Source organism: Streptomyces sp. NPDC051214 (assembly GCF_040682375.1).
Lineage (GTDB): Bacteria > Actinomycetota > Actinomycetes > Streptomycetales > Streptomycetaceae > Streptomyces.
Map to the genome: position 1 here is coordinate 165,428 of NZ_JBFBAT010000016.1, position 17,745 is coordinate 183,172.

The 17,745-nt window shown below is 69.6% G+C and carries 17 protein-coding genes; 10 read left to right on the forward strand and 7 right to left on the reverse strand.

Features of this window, described 5'->3' with window-relative positions; genetic code table 11:
- Positions 1–27: 27 nt before the first annotated feature.
- Together AB0M70_RS34890 and AB0M70_RS34895 are read left to right on the forward strand one after the other, a co-directional pair.
- Positions 28–1,758, forward strand: coding sequence for a thiamine pyrophosphate-dependent enzyme (locus tag AB0M70_RS34890; protein WP_365826558.1), 1,731 nt, complete (start codon positions 28–30; stop codon positions 1,756–1,758).
- Between the two features lie 271 nt (positions 1,759–2,029).
- Entirely contained in the window at positions 2,030–3,553 is a 1,524-nt protein-coding gene (locus AB0M70_RS34895) for a catalase (protein ID WP_365826560.1), read from the forward strand.
- A 90-nt stretch (positions 3,554–3,643) separates the two neighbouring features.
- Here the strand turns inward: AB0M70_RS34895 and AB0M70_RS34900 are convergent, their stop codons facing one another.
- Positions 3,644–5,689 carry a SpoIIE family protein phosphatase gene (locus AB0M70_RS34900; protein WP_365826562.1) on the reverse strand — a complete coding sequence of 682 codons (2,046 nt, stop codon included), beginning with the start codon at positions 5,687–5,689 and terminating at the stop codon, positions 3,644–3,646.
- A 195-nt stretch (positions 5,690–5,884) separates the two neighbouring features.
- Here AB0M70_RS34900 and AB0M70_RS34905 point away from each other — a divergent pair, with 195 nt between their 5' ends.
- Positions 5,885–6,643 carry a hypothetical protein gene (locus AB0M70_RS34905; RefSeq protein WP_365826564.1) on the forward strand — a complete coding sequence of 253 codons (759 nt, stop codon included), beginning with the start codon at positions 5,885–5,887 and terminating at the stop codon, positions 6,641–6,643.
- A gap of 61 nt (positions 6,644–6,704) precedes the next feature.
- Positions 6,705–7,127, forward strand: a complete 423-nt coding sequence (locus AB0M70_RS34910) for an SRPBCC family protein (RefSeq protein WP_365826566.1) — start codon at positions 6,705–6,707, stop codon at positions 7,125–7,127.
- Between the two features lie 86 nt (positions 7,128–7,213).
- Here the strand turns inward: AB0M70_RS34910 and AB0M70_RS34915 are convergent, their stop codons facing one another.
- Positions 7,214–7,393 carry a hypothetical protein gene (locus tag AB0M70_RS34915; protein ID WP_365826568.1) on the reverse strand — a complete coding sequence of 60 codons (180 nt, stop codon included), beginning with the start codon at positions 7,391–7,393 and terminating at the stop codon, positions 7,214–7,216.
- A gap of 343 nt (positions 7,394–7,736) precedes the next feature.
- Between AB0M70_RS34915 and AB0M70_RS34920 the strand changes: the two genes are divergently transcribed.
- The 5 genes from AB0M70_RS34920 (at position 7,737) to AB0M70_RS34940 (ending at position 10,407) form a co-directional block, all read left to right on the forward strand.
- On the forward strand, positions 7,737–8,003 hold the full coding sequence (locus AB0M70_RS34920) for a GlsB/YeaQ/YmgE family stress response membrane protein (RefSeq protein ID WP_363207835.1): 267 nt from the start codon (positions 7,737–7,739) through the stop codon (positions 8,001–8,003).
- A gap of 39 nt (positions 8,004–8,042) precedes the next feature.
- Positions 8,043–8,672: an alpha-ketoglutarate-dependent dioxygenase AlkB gene (locus tag AB0M70_RS34925; protein WP_365826570.1), complete on the forward strand. Its 630-nt coding sequence runs from the start codon at positions 8,043–8,045 to the stop codon at positions 8,670–8,672.
- Positions 8,673–8,913: 241 nt separating this feature from the next.
- Positions 8,914–9,294 (forward strand): hypothetical protein, encoded by a 381-nt coding sequence (locus AB0M70_RS34930; RefSeq protein ID WP_365826572.1) that lies wholly within the window; start codon positions 8,914–8,916, stop codon positions 9,292–9,294.
- A gap of 70 nt (positions 9,295–9,364) precedes the next feature.
- Positions 9,365–9,739, forward strand: coding sequence for a hypothetical protein (locus tag AB0M70_RS34935; protein ID WP_365826574.1), 375 nt, complete (start codon positions 9,365–9,367; stop codon positions 9,737–9,739).
- On the forward strand, positions 9,736–10,407 hold the full coding sequence (locus tag AB0M70_RS34940; protein ID WP_365826576.1) for a nucleotidyl transferase AbiEii/AbiGii toxin family protein: 672 nt from the start codon (positions 9,736–9,738) through the stop codon (positions 10,405–10,407). Before AB0M70_RS34935 ends, AB0M70_RS34940 begins: the two co-directional genes overlap by 4 nt.
- On the opposite strand, the gene AB0M70_RS34945 is transcribed toward AB0M70_RS34940, so the two are convergent.
- The 5 genes from AB0M70_RS34945 to AB0M70_RS34965 form a co-directional block, all read right to left on the reverse strand.
- Positions 10,355–11,689, reverse strand: coding sequence for a cytochrome P450 (locus AB0M70_RS34945; protein ID WP_365826578.1), 1,335 nt, complete (start codon positions 11,687–11,689; stop codon positions 10,355–10,357). The two genes, AB0M70_RS34940 and AB0M70_RS34945, sit on opposite strands and share 53 nt — an antisense overlap.
- Positions 11,690–11,857: 168 nt before the next feature.
- Positions 11,858–12,742, reverse strand: coding sequence for a geranyl diphosphate 2-C-methyltransferase (locus AB0M70_RS34950; RefSeq protein ID WP_365826580.1), 885 nt, complete (start codon positions 12,740–12,742; stop codon positions 11,858–11,860).
- 14 nt (positions 12,743–12,756) lie between these two features.
- Positions 12,757–13,950 carry a family 2 encapsulin nanocompartment cargo protein terpene cyclase gene (locus tag AB0M70_RS34955; RefSeq protein WP_365826582.1) on the reverse strand — a complete coding sequence of 398 codons (1,194 nt, stop codon included), beginning with the start codon at positions 13,948–13,950 and terminating at the stop codon, positions 12,757–12,759.
- A gap of 52 nt (positions 13,951–14,002) precedes the next feature.
- On the reverse strand, positions 14,003–15,412 hold the full coding sequence (locus tag AB0M70_RS34960) for a family 2B encapsulin nanocompartment shell protein (protein WP_365826584.1): 1,410 nt from the start codon (positions 15,410–15,412) through the stop codon (positions 14,003–14,005).
- Positions 15,413–15,700: 288 nt separating this feature from the next.
- Complete coding sequence (locus AB0M70_RS34965) at positions 15,701–16,459, reverse strand: DeoR/GlpR family DNA-binding transcription regulator (protein ID WP_365826586.1); 759 nt, start codon at positions 16,457–16,459, stop codon at positions 15,701–15,703.
- A gap of 73 nt (positions 16,460–16,532) precedes the next feature.
- Between AB0M70_RS34965 and AB0M70_RS34970 the strand changes: the two genes are divergently transcribed.
- Positions 16,533–17,720 (forward strand): MFS transporter, encoded by a 1,188-nt coding sequence (locus tag AB0M70_RS34970; RefSeq protein WP_365826588.1) that lies wholly within the window; start codon positions 16,533–16,535, stop codon positions 17,718–17,720.
- Positions 17,721–17,745 lie beyond the last annotated feature (25 nt).

Here is a 17,745-nt window from a genome sequence, read left to right on the forward strand (position 1 = left end):
TGACTGCCGTATCGAGAGGAAGACCTGATGTCCCGCACCGTTGCCCGCGTGATGATCGACGCCCTGGAAGAACTCGGGGTGCGCCATGTCTTCGGCGTGGTGGGCGATGCCCTGAACCCCTTCACCGACGCCATCCGCGCCAGCGAGTCCGTCGAATGGGTGGGCTGCCGCCACGAGGAGGCCGCCGCTTTCGCCGCCGGCGCCCAGTCCCAGCTCACCGACACCCTCGGGGTCTGCATGGGCACCGTGGGACCGGGCTCCGTACACCTGCTCAACGGTCTGTACGACGCCGCCAAGAGCGGCACCCCGGTGCTCGCCATCGCGGGTCAGGTGCCCCTCTCGGAGGTCGGCACCGACTACTTCCAGGAGGTCGACAACGACCTCCTCTTCCGTGACGTCGCCGTCTTCCGCGCCACCGTCACCTCGCCCGAGCAGATGCCGGGCCTCCTGGAGATAGCCGTGCGCAACGCGATCGGGCGCCGCGGTGTGGCCGTCCTGACGGTGCCCGGCGACATCGGTGACCTGGAGCTGCCCGCCGACCGGCCGGTCCGGCTCTCCGTCGCGGAGTCCGCCAACCGGCCCGACGACCCGGTCCTCGACGACGCGGCCGCCGCACTGTCCGACGGCGGCAAGGTCACCATGCTGGTCGGCCGCGGCGCGCGCGGGGCCCGCGAGGACGTCCTGGCCCTCGCGGAGCGGCTCGCGGCGCCCATGGTGCTCACGCTCAAGGCCAAGGAGGGCTTCGAGGGCGACAACCCCTACCAGGTCGGCCAGACCGGGCTGATCGGCAACCCGGCCGCCGCGCACGCGATGGACCACGCCGACACCCTGCTGTTGCTCGGCACCGACTTCCCGTACCGGGACTGGTATCCGCAGGGCAAGAAGGTCGTGCAGGTCGACCGGGTCGCCGAGCACATCGGCCGGCGCGTTCCGGTGGACGTGGCCCTGGCCGCCGACGTCGGCCCCACCGTGCGCGGGCTTCTCCGGCGTCTCGAACGGCGCTCCGAGCGCAAGCACCTGGACGAGGCGCGGGAGAAGTTCACCAAGTGGCAGGAGGGACAGCAGCGCCTTGCCACGCCCGGTCACGACCACGGTCTCGTCGGCAAGATGCGCTCGGCCCTCGACAACCGGGATCACCTGGTACGCCCGGAAGCGCTGGCCGCGGCGGTGGACGCGCTGGCGGCCGACGACGCCGTGTTCACCTCGGACACGGGCATGGCCACCGTGTGGCTCTCGCGCTTCGTCGAGATGCGCGGCTCCCGCCGCCTGCTCGGCTCCTACAACCTCGGGTCGATGGCCAACGCGATGCCGCAGGCGATCGGCGCGCAGCTCCTCGATCCCGAGCGGCAGGTCGTCGCCTTCTGCGGGGACGGCGGTCTCGGGATGCTCCTGGGCGACCTCATGACCATCCGCAGCCGACAGCTGCCGGTGAAGCTCGTCGTCTTCGACAACCAGCGGCTCGGGATGGTCAAGCTGGAGCAGGAACAGGCCGGGCTCGCGGAGTTCGGCACCGAACTCGACAACCCGGACTTCGCCGCGGTCGCCGAGGCTCTCGGCATCACCGGCATTCGGGTGACCCGGCCCGAGGACCTCGCCGAGGGGGTCGGCAAGGCCTTCGCCACGCCGGGGCCTGTCCTCCTGGACGTCCTCACCAATCCCGAGGAGATCGCCGTGCCGGGCAAGCCGACGATCCAGCAGGGCTGGGGGTTCGCCATCGCCAAGATCCGCGAGAACCTCACCAGCCCCGGCGGCCACTGACACGTATCGGGGAAATGAAGGCGTCCGCCACGTATTGGCTGCGCCAAGTCGGGCACTCGGAGTCTGTCCGGTGAAAGATCCACAGGCTGAAAGATCCACAGGCGCGAACAAATGGCCACACCGGGAGAAAAGCCGCAAGATGGACTCGACGCCAGCACGCCGCCGAATCCGCCACGCCCAGGACCGACCCTCGACATACAGCCCTTCGCAGCTGCAGGCCCAGGCCGTCGCGGCGCAGAGAACCTCACCCACCGAAAGGCACTCGTACCTCATGAGCGACGTCACAGGTAAGGCGACAACCAACGACGCCGGCGCGCCGGTCGAAAGCGATGAGCACTCGCTCACCGTCGGTGCCGGTGGACCGATCCTCCTGCAGGACTCCTATCTGATCGAACAGATGGCGCAGTTCAACCGGGAGCGGATTCCTGAGCGGCAGCCGCACGCCAAGGGCAGCGGCGCCTTCGGCCACTTCGAGGTCACCGGAGACGTCAGCGCCCACACGAAGGCCGCCCTCTTCCAGCCGGGGACCCGTACGGACCTGCTGATCCGGTTCTCCACCGTCGCCGGTGAGCGCGGCAGCCCGGACACCTGGCGTGACCCGCGCGGATTCGCGGTGAAGTTCTACACCACCGAGGGCAACTACGACATGGTGGGGAACAACACCCCGGTCTTCTTCGTGAAGGACCCGATGAAGTTCCAGCACTTCATCCGGTCCCAGAAACGCAGGGCGGACAACAACCTGCGCGACCACGACATGCAGTGGGACTTCTGGACCCTCTCCCCCGAGTCGGCCCACCAGGTCACCTGGCTGATGGGTGACCGAGGCATCCCGCGCACCTGGCGCCACATGAACGGCTACACCTCGCACACGTACATGTGGATCAACGCCGAGGGCAAGCGCTGCTGGGTGAAGTACCACTTCAAGACCGACCAGGGCGTCGAGAACTTCACGCAGCACGAGGGCGACCAGATGGCCGCCGCCGACACGGACTACCACACCCGTGATCTCTTCGAGCACATCCGCGACGGGGACTACCCCAGCTGGACGCTGTACGTGCAGATCATGCCGTACGAGGACGCGGCGACGTACCGCTTCAACCCGTTCGACCTGACCAAGGTGTGGCCGCACGGCGACTACCCGCTGATCGAGGTCGGCAGGATGACGCTGGACCGCAACCCCACGGACAATCACGCCGAGATCGAGCAGGCGGCCTTCCAGCCGAACAACCTGGTCCCCGGCATCGGCCCCAGCCCCGACCGCATGCTCCTCGCGCGGCTGTTCTCGTACGCCGACTCGCACCGCTACCGCATCGGCGGCAACTACCAGCAGCTGCCCGTCAACGCACCCATCGTGCCCGTCCACACATACTCCAAGGACGGGGCCATGGCGATCCACAAACGCCAGGACCCGGTCTACGCGCCGAACTCCAAGGGCGGCCCGGCGGCCGACACCGCCCGCTACGGCTCCCCGCCCAGTTGGTACGCCGACGGTGACATCACCCGCGCCGCCTACGTCGACCACGCCGAGGACGACGACTGGGGCCAGCCGGGCACGATGGTGCGCGAGGTCCTCAACGACGAAGAGCGCGACCGCCTCGTGGACAACGTCGTCGCTCACCTGCTCAACGGCGTGACCGAACCCGTCCTGGTCAGGGCCTTCGAGTACTGGTCGAACATCGACAAGTCGATCGGTGAGCGCATCGAGCAGGGGGTGCGCGCCAAGGCCAGCGAGAAGGACCCCAAGGCCGCCGAGCAGGCCAACCCGGCGCGCAGCAGCATGCAGGGCAAGGCCTGAGGGACTCTGACCGACCGGCCCGTCGGCCGCTGCCTGTGAGGGGCAGCGGCCGGCGGGCCGGTCGCACGCGTTCAGGCCGGCAGCGTGCAGTCAGGCCGGCGGCACCGCGAACTCGCACCAGACCGCCTTGCCCTCGCCGCGCGGCTCGATGCCCCAGCGCGTGGCGACCGCCTCCACCAGGAGCAGGCCGCGCCCGGAGGTGGCGGTCTCCACCGGGGACCTCTTGTGGGGCCGGGTGCTGGAGCGGTCCTTCACCCACAGACGGACGCGGCGGGGCGGCCCCGTGAGCACCTCCAGGGTGAGGATGGCGCCCCCGTCGGTGTGCACCAGGGCGTTGACGAGGAGTTCGCCCGCCGCCACCTCGACATCGTCGGCGACCGCTCCAAGGCCCCACGACGCGAGGTGTTCCCGCAGCGCCGCACGCGCGTCGGCGAGCCCTTCCGGGTCGGCCTGGTGGACGTACCGGTGGATGCGCGGCTCCTGGAGCGTCCCGGGGTCGGGGAGCCGGCGCAGGACCAGGAGCGCCACGTCGTCGCTGCTGCCCCACTGCTTCCACAGGGCGCGGGAGAGATGGTCCGCGAGGTCCTCCGCGCCCTCGGGGCCGGTGGACAGCACCTCGGCGAGATTCTGCATCCCGGTGTCGAGATCGAGACCGGCGTCCTCCACCAGCCCGTCCGTGCACAGGACCATCGTCTCGCCGGGCACGAGGTCGAGCCGCACCTCGGGATAGTCCTCCATGCCGAACTCGGTGGCAAGGCCGAGCGGCAGCCCGCCACGGACCCGTGGCACGCCCACGCGGCCGTCGACATGCCGCACGAGAGGCGGCAGATGCCCGGCCCGCACGGCGCGCAGGATGCCGGTGGCGGGGTCGAACTGGGCGTAGGTGCACGTGGCGAAGCGCTCGGTGTCCAGTTCGGCAAGGAAGCGGGAGGCGCGCGAGAGCACCGTCGCGGGCGGGTGCCCCTCACCCGCGAAGGCCCGCAGGGCGATGCGGAGCTGCCCCATGATGGCCGCGGCATGGGTGTCGTGTCCCTGTACGTCGCCCACGACCAAGCCGATACGCCCGCGGGGCAGGGTGATGACGTCGTAGAAATCGCCTCCGACGTCGCGACCGCCCCAGGCGGCGTGGTAGCGCACGGCGACCTGGGAGTCCGCGACGTCGGGGACCCCGCGCGGCAGCATCGTGGCCTGCAGGCTCTTGGCGAGGTCCCGTTCCTCGTCGAACAGCATGGCGCGCTGCAGTGACTGGGCGACGATGCCGGAGAGACCGATGCAGAGGTTGCGGTCCGCGTCGGTGAAGTCCTTGCGGCCACGGTAGAAGAGGGCGAGTCCGCCGATGGCCCGGTCCTGCGCCACCAGGGGCAGGAACGCCGCCGAGTCGAGCTTCATCTCCTCGATGTAGGGCCTGAGGCGGGTGAAGCGCTGCCCGAGGTCGGGCAGGGAACCCACGAAGCGGGGCTGCCGCGTCATGACGGCCTCGGCCAGCGGCAGCGATTCGTCGACCTTGTGCAGCTTGAGCTCGTCGAGGGCCTGCATCGTGTGGCCCACCAGGGCGATCATCTTCAGGTTCTCCCCGTCGACCAGGCCGAGGACCAGGCCGTCGGCGGCGAACCGGTCGAGGCCGCTCGCGCCGGAGAGCACGGCCACCACGTCGTCGACCGTCACGGCCCGGGAGAGGGCCTGTGTGGTGCCTTGCACCATCAGGGCGACGCCCTGACGGCGCTCCTCCCTGGGATCGGTGGCGGCGAGCTGGGACCCGTCGTCCGCGGCCGTCCGCAGGACGCCGAGGACGCGCACGGCCCGGCCCGCGTCGTTGCGCAGAATGCGTCCACGGGCGTGGCTGAGGTGCAGGGAGCCGTCGCGATGGCGGACGCGGAAGTAGACGCCGTAGAGGTCCTGCCCCGCGGCGGTCGCCTCCGTGACGGCGAAGGTGATCCGCACCATCTCCTCGGGAGGTACACGCCCCCGCAGGGAAGTCACCGCGCCGTCGAACTCGTCGGGCCGCAGGTCGAGCAGCGCGAGCGCACCGGCGTCGAGTCCGAGCTCACCGCTGTCCAGGTCCCAGTCGAAACTGCCCATGCCGGTGAGGTGCAGTAACTGTTCCGGATCGAAGTGTGACTTCTTGGCTGGGGTCATGGCTGTCTCCGTACGCCGCTCGGTCACCATAAGCGCCACGGGCCCCGGGCGCGCGTCGCTCGCGACCCCCCGAAAGTGGAGATCGACCTTCCGGTGATCTCTCCGGGCAACGGGGTAACCGGGTGTTTCCGCGGCCCCGACGGCCGCCGGACAGCGCACGGGGCGCGGGTGCGTCCTCGGAAGGGAGCAGACGTGGTGAAGGCCAGCAGAAAGATGGCGGCCGTGGTGGCCGGGGCGGCGATGGTGGCCCTGTCGGGATGCGGCGGCGACTCGGGCTCGGACTCGAAATCGGACGACAAGCCGTTCGCGGGCAAGAGCGCCGACCAGATCGCCGACGACGCGGTCAAGGCCACCGAGCAGGCCGACTCGATGCACATGAAGGGCACCGTGCAGCAGTCGGCGGGTTCCACGATGACCGTCGATCTGTCCGTGGACAACAACAAGAACTGTGACGGCAGCATCGAGGCGGACGGCACATCGGCGGACGTGCGGAACACCAAGGGCACGTTCTACCTGCGGGGCGACGAGAAGTACTGGCGGACCGCCCTCAAGGGCCAGGCCGGTGGCGACAAGATCGTGCCGAAGATTGCCGACAAGTGGGTGAAGGCGCCGGCCGACGACCAGACGACGAAGAGCCTGTGCGACAAGAAGGCCCTTATGGCTTCCATGGACAAGAACAAGTCGGAACGCAAGGGCATGAAGAAGGGGTCGACGGCGGACGTCGACGGCACCGAGACGATCAAGCTGACGAAGAAGAAGTCCGGCGGCGAGACCCTGACGCTGTACGTGGCCACGGAGGGCAAGCCGTACATCCTGCGTTCCACGTCCACGGGCGGCAAGGAACCCAACACCGCCACCTTCAGTGACTACGGCAAGGCGGTCAGCCCCGAGGCGCCCGCGCCCGGCGAGACCGTCGACCTGCAGAAGCTCGCCGCGTCCGGCCAGAAGGCGTGACGCCCGCGCAATGAAGGGCCGTGGCGCAGCCGCGGCCACTCCCGTTCAGAAAGAGGTACGTATGTCCGCGTCCCTGCTCGAGTCCGTCGATGTCCGGGCACCGGTTTCCGTCGCCTGGCAGCTGTGGAGCGACGTGGCCCGCTGGCCCTCCTTCCTCAGCCACGTACGGCTGGTCGAGCCGATGGACGAGCGCCGCTTCGCGTGGCAGCTGGAGCTCCCCGGCGCGGAGAAGAACTTCGTGGCCGAGCTCACCGAAGTGGTGCCCGAGAAGCGGATCGCCTGGCACACCGTCGAAGGGGTGGATCACGCCGGTGTGGTGACCTTTCACCGGCTGAGTGACACCACGAGCCGGGTGACGCTCCAGATCGAGTACGACCCCAAGGGCTTCGTCGAACACCTCGGCGCCCTCACCAATCTCGACTCCACTCTGGCCAACTACGACCTGGGTGAATTCCAGAAGCTCGCCGAGAAGACGGCGCACTAGCCCCCGCCGGGCCATCGACGAAAAAGGGTGCCGCGCACGCTGCTGAGCAGCATGCGCGGCACCCTTCGTGGTGCGTCGGACCTGGCTCAGGCCGCGTCGCCGCGACGCTCCGCGGTGGGCGCTCGATGGCGCCGCGCGTGGCGTCGTCCCGCGTGGCCCTGCCCGTGGACGAGGCGCAGGTGACGTACGCGCCGATCGGTTCTCGGCCCGGCTTCCTCGTTCAGGGTGTCCTCGATGCGGTCCATGGCGATGATCAGTAGTCCCATGACCGGCAGGAGCAAAAGAGCGACAACTAGCATCGGCAGCGTCCTCCTCGCGGCTTCTCTTCTCGCCTGCCCCTGACTGACATGCCCACGGCCCCGAAGGTATGGAGAGCCTGCAACGCTCTCTTCACATCTCCTGAGCGGACCGGGCTGCGTCCGGGCGGCGACCAGGCGTCGACCGGGCTGCCTTCACCCGGTCGGCTGGCAGAGGAATGACCTTTGTCCCATGGTTGATGACCTTGGTCCCGAGTGCGATGTCCGCGGATGGACATTGGTCCCAGTATCAGACGGCACAGCACATGCCGCGACACGTACACCAAGGTGCACAAGAGAAAGGACCATGCTCGTGGGCATCATCGCCTGGATCCTGATCGGTCTGATCGCAGGGGCCATCGCCAAGGCCCTCACCCCCGGCAAGGACCCGGGGGGCTGCCTGGTGACGATGCTGATCGGCATCGTGGGAGGGCTGCTCGGCGGCTGGTTGGGGAAGGTGATCTTCGGCGTTCACTCGATCAACGGGTTCTTCCACCTGTCGACATGGATCGCCGCCATCCTCGGCTCCGTGGTCGTCCTGGTCATCTACCGCCTGCTCACGGGAGGGCGCTCCCGCTGAATTAGCTCGAATGTTCGAATCAATGGGTACACTGGTCGCATGGCAACGCACCAGCTCCAGGGATCGCTCTTCGATCAGGGCGACGACGTCCGTCTGGGCTCCCTGGCCGGAATCCGCCGGACCGTCCTCGGTGACGGCGCGTGGATCGACCTCCTGCCGGGGTGGCTCGGCGGCGCCGACGTCCTGTTCGAGCGGCTGGCGACGGACGTCCCCTGGAAGGCCGAGCGCCGCCAGATGTACGAGAGGGTGGTGGACGTCCCGCGCCTGCTCGCCTTCTACCGCGCGGGCGAGCCACTCCCCCACGCCGTGCTCGATGAGGCCCGGCAAGCCCTCTCCGAGCACTACGCCGCCGAGCTCGGCGAGGCCTTCACGACAGCCGGCCTGTGCCACTACCGCGACGGGCGCGACAGTGTGGCCTGGCACGGCGATCGCATCGGACGGGGCGCCCGCGAGGACACGATGGTCGCCATCCTCTCCGTGGGGGCACCCCGCGACCTGGTGCTCCGTCCGCGCCGCGGTGGCGACGTCGTCCGGCGGCCGCTCGGGCACGGCGATCTGATCGTGATGGGCGGCTCCTGCCAGCGCACTTGGGAACACGCCATCCCCAAGTCGACCCGGGCCACCGGTGGTCGCATCAGCATCCAGTTCCGGCCGCACGGGGTGAAGTGACCGATCGCATCGCTAGGGGGCGCGGACGCGATGTGCGTCGAGCCCACCCGATGCGCTACAGTCGATCATGCGCCCACGGCCAGAACTCCGGCCCACGCGCCCCGCGTTGGTCGTCCAAGGAAAGACACCCCGCTTCCTGTGGGGAAATGTAGGTGCAAGGCCTGCCCAGCGCTCGTGACAGCCCCGGTCCCTCTCAGGGACCGGGGCTTTTCTCTGCCCGGACGAACGCGAGGAGACGCACGTGCACCCACTGGCGGTCGAACAGAACTTCCGGGCACGGGCCACCCGGCTGCAGAGCTGGGGAATCGGCCTGCTGGCCTGCGCGCTGCTGCTGTGGCTCTACGCCGCATGGCAGCTCTTCACGTCGTACGACTCCACGTACAACGGCCTGGACTGTCCCGCCCCGGTCAACGCCGAGCCCAGGGACCTCTACTACGAGGACTCCGGTGACGCCCACAGGGACGCACTGCAATGCGCCTCCGACCGCGACTGGCCCCAGCCGCTGGCGGCGCTGGTGGTGTCCATACCGCTGACGGCAGCAGGCACCGTACTGCTCACCGCGGGCATGGTCAGCATCAGGCTGCGCCACCACCACGACGACATGGAAAGCGCTCAGAAGTAGGACCGCGGGGTGGCAGGGCGAACAGTTGCTCGGTGATGACCAGCGCACTCAGGCAGGCAATACTGGAGCCATGGCCGTGCAGTCCTTTTCTCCCGGATTTCCGGTGCCGAACGCATTCGAGCTGCTGTGTGAGCAGTACGCCAAGCGGCTCCCGGCACACTTGGAAGAGCTGTCTGGCCCCGCTGACGGCACGGTAAATCTACCGCTGCATGTCGTCTGGTCGGGACGCCGCTCCTACACCCTGGACCGGCCCAAGTCGCGTATGAGCCTGTACCGCACGGTCCTGGCCGAAGGGCAGCGCCAAGACCTGATCGACTTTTTGGACCGGGACCTGTTGATCAAGCAGTGGCCCGTGCTGCGGACCCTGATCAGCCGCCCCGCCCGCGACGCATGGGAGGCGGCCTTCCCGGACCTGGCCTCCGCCGGCGCCACAGCGGCCACATGAACTTGAGCGACCTCCACCGTCGGCTCCTGGCCGACGTTCTCACCGTCGGGTCTCCCTATCCCCTGGTCATCACGGGCGGTTACGCCGTCCAGGCCCACGGCCTGGTCGATCGCTTCAGTCAGGATCTGGACGTGGCCACCGAGAACCCGGCCCCCATGGAGGAAATCGCCCGTGCGGTCAGCGACGGCCTGGTGCAGCGCGGCTGGACCGTTCGACAGATCGAGACCAGCCCGCTCTCGGGGCGACTCATCGCCGCCGATCCCGCCACGGGCGAGGAGTGCGAGGTCGACATCCTCAAAGAGGCCTTCTGGTCCCGGCCCGCAGCAAGCGAGCACGGGCCGATCCTCGCCCTCGATGACGTGATCGGCACCAAGGTCCGCGCGCTCGCTGACCGCGGCGCGGTGCGCGACCTCATCGACGTCCACGCAGCCTCCCGGCACCGCAGCACGGCCGATCTGGAGATGCTCGGCCGCCGCCACGCCCGCTTCGAATTCAGCCTTCCCGATCTGCGTGACCGTCTCGCCGGCGCCGAATGGTGGGACGACGAGGACTTCAGCGGCTACGGCCTGGGCCCCGAGCAGATCGCCGACCTGCGCACATGGGCACTCGTCTGGATCAGCGACCTCGATACCCGGCTCTTCTCCGACGAGGACCCAGAGGACAGCTGACTCCGGACGTGAGCACCGCCGGTGTCGGGCCATCCGGGCGGACGGTGATGCTGTGGACGGCGCCCTTTGGGGTGGAGCGGAAGGTCGGGGTGTGGGCGGGCAGGAGGAGTTCGAGGAGGGCGGTCGACTCGCGGAGGGCGAACTGCAGGCCCAGGCAGGCGCGGGGGCCGATGCCGAAGGGGAAATAGCTGCCCGGGTGAGTGGGGCGTCGGCCCGGGACCGTGAAGCGTGTCGGGTCGAATCGGGCCGGGTCGTCCCAGAGGTCGGGGTCCCGGTGCGTGAGGTAGGGGCAGACCAGTACGTCGGTGCCGGCTTCGATCTCGTACCCGGCGAGGGTGTCGTCCTGTGCCGCGCTGCGCGGCAGTATCCAGGCGGACGGGTAGAACCGCAGCGCTTCATGGACCAGCGCCTGGATGGCCTGGCGCCGCTCGGGCGAGCCGTCGGCGCCCGCGGCCAGAGCCTGTTCCCGCGCCTGCGGGTTGCTGTCGAGCAGGAGGTAGAGCCAGGTCAGGGTGGTGGCCGTGGTCTCGTGCCCGGCGACGAGGAGGGTGACGAGCTCGTCGCGGATCAGTCCGTCGCCGTACTCGGGGCGCGTCGCGGACGCCTCCAGGAGGACGTGCAGCAGGCCAGGGCCGTCGGGTCCCGGTTCGCTGTCGCGCGCGGCGGCGATGGCGCGGCTCGCCACGGCGTCGATGCGGGCCAGCTCGGCGGCGACCGCCTCCTGGGCCGCGGCACTGTCGGCGGGCAGGCTGGGCAGCGCGGCCACCACTGCGGGCACGGCGGCCAGTTCACGCTCCGTCGCCGGATCGAGAGGGTGCCCGGTCAGCGAACGCCAGATGGTGTCGAGGGCGAAGCGGCGCATCTCGTCGCCCACGTCGAAGACCTCGCCGGTGCGGGCGTACCCGGCCCAGCGCGCCGCCGCGGTCCGCGCGGAGTCCGTGATCCGCTGCTCGAAGCGGCGCATGCCCCGGCCGGTGAACTGGGACTGCAGCAGACGCCGTTGACGCTGCCACGCCTCGCCCGTCGCCGCCAGGACCCCGTCGCCGATCAGCAGCCGCGCCCGGTGTGAACGCTTCACGTACCGGCCCGGCTGGAGCGCGAGCACGTGCTGCACGGCATCAGGGTCGGTGACAAGGACGGTCGGACGCGGCCCCAGCCTGAAGGCGGCGACACCGCCGAGTTGTTCGCGCGCCCGGACGAGGAGATCGACGAGCTCCCCTCCCCCGGCCTGCCACTGGGCCACGAAGGCGGGATCGAGCTCGGGGACGCGGCGGGTGGCCACAGGGCGACTCCTGGTCGGCGGATGTGCGCCGTCATCTCGGTCGGGGCGGGCGCGACGCACTGTAGGTGAGCCGGCAGGGCAGGCAACAGGGCGCCTCGCGCCCGCGATGGGGCGCGGAAAGGGCCGGGCCGCCTGATGGCGGGTCCGGCCCCTTCGGTCGACAGGTGCTCAGACGCGGTCGGCCGCGATCAGGACGTACTGGAACGAGCCGTCCTTGTACGAGTTGATGAACGCCTCCTCGATGCCGGTGACCAGCGAAGACGTGGCCCGCAGCTCCCAATAGGGCAGGGTCTCGGGCGTCAGGTCGATGACGGCCTGCGGCACGAGACGGTTGTCGGCCATGGCGCGCAGATACTCGCGGCGGGAGTGGATGTTGCACTCGAAGTGCGCGTTGATCTGGGAGACCCACCTCGAGGGCTGGCCGTACCGCGGGTTCCAGCAGCCGGTGATGGTCACATAGCGGCCGCCGACCTCGAGGATCCGCGAGTGCTCGGCGAACAGGTCGTGCAGGTCGACGTACATGCTCGACTCGTTGTTCCACGAGCCCGCGGCCTGGCCGGTCTCGAAGGGCATGTCGAGCATGTTGCACACGCGGGCGCGCACATGGTCCTGGATCCGCAGCTCCTGGGCACGCTGGTTGGCGAAGTCGGCCTGCTTGGCCGACAGGGTGACCCCCTCGACCTTGCAGCCGAAGCGCTGGTGGGCCATCACCATCGACCCGCCCCGGCCGCAGCCGGCGTCCACGAGCGTGCCGTCGCTTCCCGGGGAGCCGAGGTTGTCCAGGAGCACTTCGGCCTGCGCCGACTCCAGGCGGTGCAGTTCGGCGATCAGCCTCTTCTCGCGCTCGCTGTCGTCGGCGTCTCCCAGGGCCTCGTGGTCGATGTCACCGATGCCGTAGTGGTGGTGGTAGAGCCCGTCGACGTCACCGAGGCGCAGGTTCACCGGACGTGCCTCGTTGTTCCAGTAGCGCGCGATGTCGCCTTGGTAGGGCGTCGCCGGGGCGGGGACGAACGCGGAGGCACCGCTGAGGGTGGTGATTTCAGTGCTGGTCACAGATGATTCCGTCCTTACCAGAAATCGGGCAGGCTGTAGCGGTAGGTGTTGGACTGGTGCCAGTAGTGGTTGCCGTCGACCCACACGGCCACGCCCCGCAGGAAGCGCAGCACACTGGGGACGGGACAGGCCGCGGCCACGGCGGCGGCTTCGGCCTCGAAGTCGCGCATGAGGTCGTTGTGGACCTCGACCGCCTTGAGGTAGCCCTCCTGGTCGGAGACGTCCTCGCGGTCGGCGATCACCACGGGCAGGTTCAAGTGCCGCCCTGGACTGGCGAGTTCCTTGGTGTACGAGTACAGGTCGTTGACGATGGTGCTGGCGTTGCCGGCGAGTGCCAGGACCCGCTGCACGTCGGGCCGGGCGTGCAGGTCCGCCGGCAGTTCATAGCCCCCGATGGTGTCGGTGATGGCGGGGCACGGGCGGAAGTTGTTGAACTGCCGCATCGCCAGGTACTCCCACACCTCGGGGGTGTGGTCCGTCTGGGCCCAGGCGCCCTCCGCGAGATATCCCAGGTGCAGGCGGGCCATGTCGTGCCGGAAGCGGTCGGCCTGGGAGGGGGTGGCCTGGTGGACGAAGTACTCCATCGCGGAGCGGTAGGCGCGCCGCGGGGCGTCCGCGTGGAGCGACTCCGCCCACTGCGGTTGGTACTCCTTCGTCGCGTGGAGGGGGTCGAGTGCCGTGTGTGCCAGAAGAAGACGTCCTCCGAGGCCGATGGGCGAGCCGCCGTGGTCCTCGCAGTAGCAGTCGTCGACCGCGTTCTCGGCGACCATGAGCCGGGTGGCGACCATCAGGTGGTCGATGGTCGGGGCGTCCGGGTGGCAGGCGACCATGTAGCGCCCGACGGAGAACCCGTCGAACTGCCCCTCCCACTCTTCGGGGTACAGCTCGACCTCCTCGACCGCCCAGTCCTTGATCCTGCGGCTGACCTCCTCCACCCGCACCGGGTCGGGCTCCGCCACCGGGTGGTAGTAGAGGCCGGGGATCTGCAGGCACTCCGCCGGCGCCTCGGTCTCCGGAGGGGTCGGCGGCTCCGCGCGCCGGCCCAGGTGCAGACCCGCCGTGCCCAGGCCGCTGGGGCCGCGCAGGATGCGTTCCAGCGCCGGGCTCGCCTGTCTCACCACGTCGGCTGCCGGGGTGGCAGGGGTCCCGAGGTGGGCCACGACGGCGGGCGGGCTCGGCAGCAGAGGGGAAGACCCGGGTTCGGGCATCCGTGACTCCTTGATGAGATGAGTGGGCAGCGGAATCCGGAACCTGGCTCTGCTAGGACCTGCGGGCGATTTGCACGTTCTCCAGCACACCCAGGGCGTTGGGCACCAGGATGGCGGCGGAGTAATAGGTGCTGACCAGGTACGAGGTGATGGCCTGCTCGCTGATGCCCATGAAGCGCACCGACAGGCCCGGCTCGTACTCGTCCGGCAGGCCGGTCTGATGCAGACCGACGACGCCTTGGTTGTCCTCGCCGACGCGCATGGCGAGGATCGAGCTCGTCTGTTCCTTCGTGATGGGAATCTTGTTGCAGGGCAGGATCGGGACGCCTCGCCAGGCCGGAACCTGCTGGCCGCCGAGGTCGACGTGATCGGGGTAGATCCCGCGGGAGTTGAGCTCGCGCCCGATCGCCGCGATCGTCCTGGGGTGGGCCAGGAGGAGCCTGGTGCCGCGGCGGCGGCAGAGCAGCTCGTCGAGGTCGTCCGGGGTCGGCGGGCCCGAGTGGGGCTGGATCCGCTGCTTGAAGTCGGCGTTGTGCAAAAGGCCGAACTCTCGGTTGTTGATGAGCTCATGCTCCTGGCGCTCGCGCAACGCCTCGATGGTGAGCCGGAGTTGCTCCTCCATCTGGTTCATCGGACCGTTGTAGAGGTCGGTGACCCTGGTGTGGATCCGCAGAATGGTCTGGGCGGCGGAGAGTTCGTACTCGCGCGGCTTGAGTTCGTAGTCGACGAAGGCGCCGGGCAGTGCGACCTCGCCGGTGTGGCCGGCCGACATCGCGATCTCGGCCTCGCCGTGCTTGTTCTGGCGTTGCTGCGGAATTCTGCTGAACGCGTCCAGGTGGGTCCGCAGGCTCGGGGCGGTGGACAGCACGGTGGCGAAGTCGGCGCGGGAGAGGGTGAGCAGGGTGCCGGCGGTCTCGGCGGTGGCGGTGCAGTCCCATCTGGCGTCGGTGTCCAGAAGGGCGCTTTCCCCGAACCGGTCGCCGTCGGCGAGCACGGCGACGCCGACCTCGTCCCCGTACTTGCCCACGGACTTCTGGCTGATCCTGCCGTGGGCGATCAGGTGGAGCTCCCCGGCGGGGGTGCCGCGCTCGACGAGGACCTCGCCGGCACGGAAGTCGCGCTGGACGCACCGGCCGGCGATCGCCGTCAGCACCTCCACGTCGTCGAAGCCGCGCAGCAGGGCCAGTTCGCCGAGTTCCCGGGGGATCACGCGGACGTCGCCGCCGTCTTGGACGAACTCGATGCGCCCGTCGCCGACGGTGTAACTCAGGCGGCGGTTCACTCGGTAGGCGCCGCCCTTGGTCTCCACCCAGGGGAGCATCCGCAGCAGCCAGCGAGAGGTGATCTCCTGCATCTGCGGGGCGGACTTGGTCGTGTTGGCGAGGTTCCTGGCAGCCGCGGTGCCCAGGCTGGTCTGCCGGGGCGACTCCAGTCGTGCTTCCGGGCCGGTCTCAACGGTCATCGGGCGAGCTCTCCTTCACTGGGGCGGTAACCGGCATAGGCGTGTCAACCGGCGAAAGTGGAAGTAGAGGCGTAATCCCAGGGATTTCGTCCAGATCCGCAGACCATTTAACGGCTGCTGCGCCCGCCTTGCCCGATAAGGCCGTCGGCAGCACTCGAAGCAGTGATCTTGTTCGGTGTGGGGTTTATCCGAACAACCCACCGGGTTCTGGCCACTCCAGGTGGTTTCGGTCAACTCGCCCTGGTCGTACGGCTGTCCGAGCTTCCCGCACGCGTCCCAGAGATGGGGTCAGACCCTTCGCACGGTGACGCCCGCGGCGGCCAGCGCGTCGGTCTCGTCCTGCTGCGCGTCCTCGTCGGTGACGACGGCGTGCAGGGCGGCGGCGGGGGCGACGAAGGCGAGAGCCGTGCGGGAGAGCTTGGCCGCCTCCGCGACGGCGATGACGCGGCGGGCCGAGGCGATCGCGGCGCGCTTGACCGCGGCGTCGTCCAGGTCGTACGCGGTCAGACCGTGTGTCGCGTTCAGACCGCAGCAGCCGATGACGGCGGTGTCGAAGCGCAGGGCGGCCAGCGACGCCTCGGTCAGGGGGCCGGTCAGGGCCAGTTCACCGGGGCGCGGCCGGCCGCCGGGGACCAGGAGCGTCAGCCGCGGCGCTCCGGTCAGGGCGTTCACCGCGTGCAGGGACAGCGGCATCACGGTCAGGCGGCGGTCGTCGAGCGCGCGTGCCACTTCCAGGCAGGTGGTGCCGCTGTCGAGCACGACGGACTCGCCGTCCGCGATCAGGCCGGCGACCTCGGCGGCGATGCGTCGCTTGACCTCCAGGCCCTCCTGGGCCCGGAGCGCGAAGGGCGGTTCCTCGCCGCGCAGCAGCAGGCTTCGCGCGCCCCCGCGGAAGCGTTCCAGGACACCTTGGTCTGCGAGGCTCTCCAGGTCACGCCGGATGGTCATTTCCGAGGCGCCGGTCAGTTCCGCGAGCTCCGCGACGCCCATGCGGCCCGCCGCGCGTACGGCTTCGGTGATCTGCCTCAGTCTGTCTGTGCTCGCCATGCCGCAATGGAACATGATTCATGTGTGAGAAGCAATCTTCCGAACATTGGACTTGTTCGTTATGTTCGTTAGCATGGAAAGATCGCTGCGTCTCGGCCGCCTGGCCACCTTCGTCTACTTCACTCTCAACGGCTTCCTCATGGGGATGTGGATCGTCCACATCCCGGCCGTGGAGGACCACGTCGGCATCAGCCATGCCGTACTCGGTTGGCTCCTGCTGCTCCTCGGCGCCGGAGCCTTCGCCGGCATGCAACTGGTCGGCCCGCTCACCGACCGCTTCGGCGCCCGCACCGTCGTACCGGTCAGCGCGGCGCTGTGCAGCGCGGCGGTCATCCTGCCGGGCCTTGCTTCGAGCACCTGGACCCTGGGCGCCGCCCTGCTGGTGCTCGGCTTCGGCAACGGCTGCCTGGACGTCAGCATGAACGCCCACGCCGTCCAGGTCGAGCGCGGCTACGACCGGCCCGTCATGTCCGCCTTCCACGCGACGTTCTCCATCGGCGGCGTCCTGGCCGCACTGGTCGGGGCCCGCACCCTCAGCTGGGATCTCAGCCCGGCACTGACCCTCGGCGTGGTGGCGCTGTTCGGGCTCGCCGTGGCCGCGCTCGCCGCACCCGCGCTGCTGCGGCCCGACGCGCGCCCCACCGGGCAGCCCGTCGCCACCGAGACCGCGGTCCGGCGCGGGACACCCCGGCGCATCTGGATCCTGGCCGCGCTCGCCCTGATGCTCATGCTCTGCGAGGGCGTCGCCAACGACTGGAGCGTGCTGCATCTACGGGACACCCTCGATGCCCCCGCCGCCACCGCCGCCCTGGCCTACGGCGCCTTCGCCGCGGCCATGACCGTCGGCCGGCTGCTCGCCGACCGGGTCGCCGCGCGCCACGGATCGGTGGCCGTACTCCGGCACGGTGCGTCGGCGGCAGCCGTCGGCATGACGGTGGCGGCGCTCTCCCCCTGGATACCCCTCGCCCTGATCGGCTGGACCGTGTTCGGCATCGGACTCTCCGGCTGTATCCCGCAGCTCTTCAGCGCCGCGGGCCACGCCGATCAGGACGCCGCGGGAGCCAACGTCTCCCGTGTCGCGGGCCTCGGCTACCTCGGCATGCTCGCAGGTCCCGCCGTCATCGGACCGCTCACCCACGTCGTCCCGCTCAACCTCACGTTCTTCCTGCCCGTGGCGTTCTGCGTCCTGGCCGCCTGCACCGCCGGAATCCTGCGCACCCGGCCCGCCCCCCAACCCCTCAGGGAGACCGAGGCCGCATGACCGAAAGGCCTCGCCCGCCCCGGCG